The organism is Herbaspirillum lusitanum P6-12, assembly GCF_000256565.1.
In the GTDB taxonomy this organism is placed as follows: domain Bacteria; phylum Pseudomonadota; class Gammaproteobacteria; order Burkholderiales; family Burkholderiaceae_D; genus Herbaspirillum; species Herbaspirillum lusitanum.
This window is the reverse complement of the sequence record NZ_AJHH01000147.1, coordinates 1-3,804: the sequence shown is the minus strand read 5'-3', so window position 1 is coordinate 3,804 and position 3,804 is coordinate 1. Positions and strand designations below refer to the sequence as shown.

The following is a 3,804-nucleotide window of genomic DNA, read 5'->3' as shown; positions in this document are numbered from 1 at the left end:
CGACGCCGGCTGATTCCGCCGCCACCCCCCCCCCCCCCCCCCCCCGGGTTGCTGCACGCGAACACGGCATCGAAGTGACCAATACGCCCGACGTACTGACCGACGATGTCGCCGACTTCGCCATGACCCTGCTGCTGTCGACCGCGCGCCGCGTGGTGGACGCCGACCGTTTCGCGCGCAGCGGCGAATGGAAAAAAGGCCCGTTCGCGCTGACCACCAAGGTCACCGGCTCGCGTCTGGGCATCGTCGGCCTGGGCCGCATCGGCAAGGCCATCGCCAGGCGCGCCGCCGCCTTCGACATGGAGATTTCGTATCACAACCGTTCGCCGCAAAGCGACGTGCCCTACCGCTACGTGGCCGACCTCAAGACGCTGGCCGGCGAAGTCGATTTCCTGGTGCTGTCGATGCCGGGCGGCGCGCGCGCGCGCGCGCTGATCAATGCCGAGGTGCTCGACGCGCTCGGTCCCAAGGGTTTCCTGATCAACGTCGCGCGCGGTTCGGTGGTCGATGAAGCTGCCCTGATCAAGGCCCTGCAGGAAGGCAGGATCGCCGGCGCCGGCCTCGACGTGTTCGAGAACGAACCCAACGTGCCGGAAGCGCTCGCCAAGCTGCCGAACCTCACGCTGACGCCGCATATGGCCAGCGGCACCGTGATCACCCGCACCGCCATGGCCGACCTGGCGTTCGACAACCTGCAGGCGCACTTCAGCGGCAAGCCGTTGCTGACGCCGGTGCCGCGCTAAGTCGGGAACGTCATGAGCGCCACTGCAACCCGGCTCATCGCGCTCGACTGGGGCACCACGTCGCTGCGCGCCTATCGTCTCGGTGAGGATGGCGCCGTGCTGGACAAGCGCGGGCTGCCGTGGGGCATCATGAATCTGCCGGTGGTCGAGGGCGACTTCAGCCGTGCGGCCGGCTTCGCCAAGGCCTTCGACGAAGCCTGCGGCGACTGGCTGCAAAGCGATCCTGCGACACCATTGATCGCCGCCGGCATGGTCGGCAGCGCACAAGGCTGGCGTGAAGCGAGCTACGTCGAGATCCCGCTGGCCGTGACCGACATCGGCAAGCAACTGACCCACGTCGACCTCGGCGCCGGCCGCACGCTCCACATCGTGCCAGGCCTGCTGCAACGCGCAGCGTTGCCGAACGTGATCCGCGGCGAAGAGACCCAGGTGGTCGGCGCGCTCGACACTTGGCAAGGCGGTGACGAGGTGCTGATCGGATTGCCCGGCACGCACTCGAAATGGGTACGCGTGCAAAACAGGATCATCACCCATTTCGACACCTTCATGACCGGCGAAGTCTATGCAGCGCTGAGCCAGCACACCATTCTCGGCCGCACCATGGAGCATCGTGAACAAGGCGATCCGGCCGCCTTCGAGCACGGCCTGCGTGTTGCGTCTTCGGAAGACGGCCGCGCCGGCGTACTGTCGAACATCTTCAGCAGCCGTACGCTGGGACTGGTCGGCCAGCTCGACGCAACGGGCCAGCCGGATTACCTGTCGGGCCTGCTGATCGGTCATGAAATCGCGGCGCTCAAAGCGACGCGCGCAGATGCCGGCTGCACCGCCGCGCCGCACATCATCCTGATCGGCGACGACAAGCTGTGTGCGCGCTACCGCACCGCCCTGAACCTGCATGAACTGACCCGCATCGATATCGCGGCGCAAGCCACCGAACGCGGCCTGTGGAAGATCGCGCGACAAGCCGGGCTGCTGAACTAAAGCATCCGGCTCACTGGAGAAACACCATGTTGAAAGAAGCACTGAAGCAATGCGGACTGATCGCGATCCTGCGCGGCATTCGTCCCGATGAAGTCGAAGCGGTCGGCCAGGCTTTGTACGATGCCGGCTTTCGCATCATCGAAGTCCCGCTCAACTCACCCGAACCGTTCGAAAGCATCCGCGTATTGCGCAACGTGCTGCCGGCCAACTGCATGGTCGGCGCCGGCACCGTGCTGTCGCCGGCGCAGGTGCTGCAGGTCAAGGACGCCGAGGGCCAGCTGATCGTCATGCCGCACAGCGACCCCGAAGTCATCCGCGCGGCCACCGCCGCCGGCCTGGCCAGCGCGCCTGGCGTGGCCACCGTGACCGAAGCCTTCGCGGCGCTCGCAGCGGGTGCGGATATTCTCAAGATGTTCCCGGCCGAACAGCTCGGACCGGTGGTGGTCAAGGCCTGGCGCGCCGTGATTCCCGCCAGCGTCATGCTGGTGCCGGTGGGCGGCATCACGCCGGACAGCCTGAAGGAATTCACTGCGGCCGGCGCCTCTGCGTTCGGCCTCGGCTCGGCGTTGTACAAACCCGGCATGACGGCAGAGCAGGTCAGGAAGAATGCCGATGCTTTCGTCAGCGCCTGGAAGCAGACCTGATCTCCATCTTGCGGCCATGAAAAACGCGACCTTGAAGGTCGCGTTTTTTATTTCTGCTGCGAAAAAATTACACGACAAAAATCATGCCGCTTTCTTCTCGGTCTTCTTCTCGTCGCGCAATTCGCGGCGCAGGATCTTGCCGACGTTGGTCTTGGGCAGTTCATCGCGGAACTCGATGTACTTCGGCTTCTTGTAGCCGGTGAACTGCTCCTTGCAATACGCCATCAGCTGCTCGGCAGTCAGCGACTTGTCCTTGCGCACCACGAACAGCTTGACCGCTTCGCCGGTGTGCTCGTCCGGGACGCCGACGCAGGCGCATTCGAGCACGCCCGGATGGGCCGCGACCACGCCTTCGATTTCGTTCGGATAGACGTTGAAGCCGGAGACCAGGATCATGTCCTTCTTGCGGTCGACGATGCGGGTATAGCCGCGTTCGTCCATGATGCCGATGTCGCCTGATTTGAAGAAGCCGTCCGGCGTCATGACCTTTTCGGTTTCGTCAGGACGATTCCAGTAGCCGGCCATGACTTGCGGACCACGGATCGCGATTTCGCCGGGCTGGCCGAGCGGCACCGGTTTGCCGTCGTCGTCCAGTATCTGGAACTCGGTCGACGGCAGCGGCAGGCCGATGGTGCCGGTGTAGTCGCTGATCGTGCAGGGATTGGCGCTGGCGATCGGCGAGGTTTCGGACAAGCCGTAGCCTTCGATGATCGGGCAGCCGGTGACCTTCTTCCATTTGTCCGCCACCGATTTCTGCACCGCCATGCCGCCGCCGACGCAGCAGCGATAGCCGGAGAAATCCAGCTTGGCGAAATCGGGATGGTTCAGTAGTGCGTTGTACAGCGTGTTGACCGCCGGGAAGGTGTTGACCTTGTATTTGCCGAGCTCCTTGATGAAGCCCGGAATGTCGCGCGGATTCGGGATCAGCACGTTGAGCGCGCCTTCGCGGGTACCCAGCATGTTGCACACCGTCAGCGCGAAGATGTGATACAGCGGCAGCGCGCAGATGAACACCAGTTGGTCCAGCTTGGCGCCCTGCTTGAGCGCCGGCATCAGCCATTCTTCCGCCTGCAGCACGTTGGCGACCAGGTTGCGATGCGTCAGCACCGCCCCCTTGGGTGCGGACGCCGGTGGTGCCGCCGGTGTATTGCAGGAAGGCGACGTCGTCATGACCGACTTCGATCGGCGCCGGCGTCCTGCCGTGGCCGCGCGACAGGGCCTGTTTGAAGGTGATCGATTGCGGCAGCGAGAACGGCGGCACCAGCTTCTTGACGTGGCGCACCACCAGATTGGCGATGGCGCCCTTGAGCCCGCCCAGCATCTCGCCCATGCTCGCCACCACGACGTGCCTGACGTCGGTGTTGGCGATGACCTTGGCAAGCGTGCAGGCGAAGTTCTCCAGCACGAAGATGGCTTCGGCGCCGGAGTCCTTCAAC

At 64.5% G+C, this 3,804-nt stretch carries 3 protein-coding genes and 1 pseudogene; 3 read left to right on the top strand and 1 reads right to left on the bottom strand.

Annotation, left to right across the window (positions count from 1 at the left end; genetic code table 11):
* The 3 genes from HLUSI_RS27060 to HLUSI_RS0105025 form a co-directional block, all read left to right on the top strand.
* On the top strand, positions 1-743 hold a 743-nt coding region (locus HLUSI_RS27060), incomplete at its 5' end, for a 2-hydroxyacid dehydrogenase (RefSeq protein ID WP_050977637.1).
* A 12-nt stretch (positions 744-755) separates the two neighbouring features.
* Positions 756-1,724 carry a 2-dehydro-3-deoxygalactonokinase gene (locus HLUSI_RS0105030; protein WP_016832931.1) on the top strand — a complete coding sequence of 323 codons (969 nt, stop codon included), beginning with the start codon at positions 756-758 and terminating at the stop codon, positions 1,722-1,724.
* A 26-nt stretch (positions 1,725-1,750) separates the two neighbouring features.
* Positions 1,751-2,368 (top strand): 2-dehydro-3-deoxy-6-phosphogalactonate aldolase, encoded by a 618-nt coding sequence (locus tag HLUSI_RS0105025; RefSeq protein ID WP_016832930.1) that lies wholly within the window; start codon positions 1,751-1,753, stop codon positions 2,366-2,368.
* A gap of 81 nt (positions 2,369-2,449) precedes the next feature.
* Here the strand turns inward: HLUSI_RS0105025 and HLUSI_RS27055 are convergent.
* A pseudogene (locus HLUSI_RS27055) lies at positions 2,450-3,804 on the bottom strand (AMP-binding protein); the annotation flags it as partial.

Excerpts from the sequence above, each read along its gene's own strand:
- HLUSI_RS0105030 (WP_016832931.1), top strand. The coding sequence starts at position 756 with ATGAGCGCCACTGCAACCCGGCTCATCGCGCTCGACTGGGGCACCACG.
- HLUSI_RS0105025 (WP_016832930.1), top strand. The coding sequence starts at position 1,751 with ATGTTGAAAGAAGCACTGAAGCAATGCGGACTGATCGCGATCCTGCGC.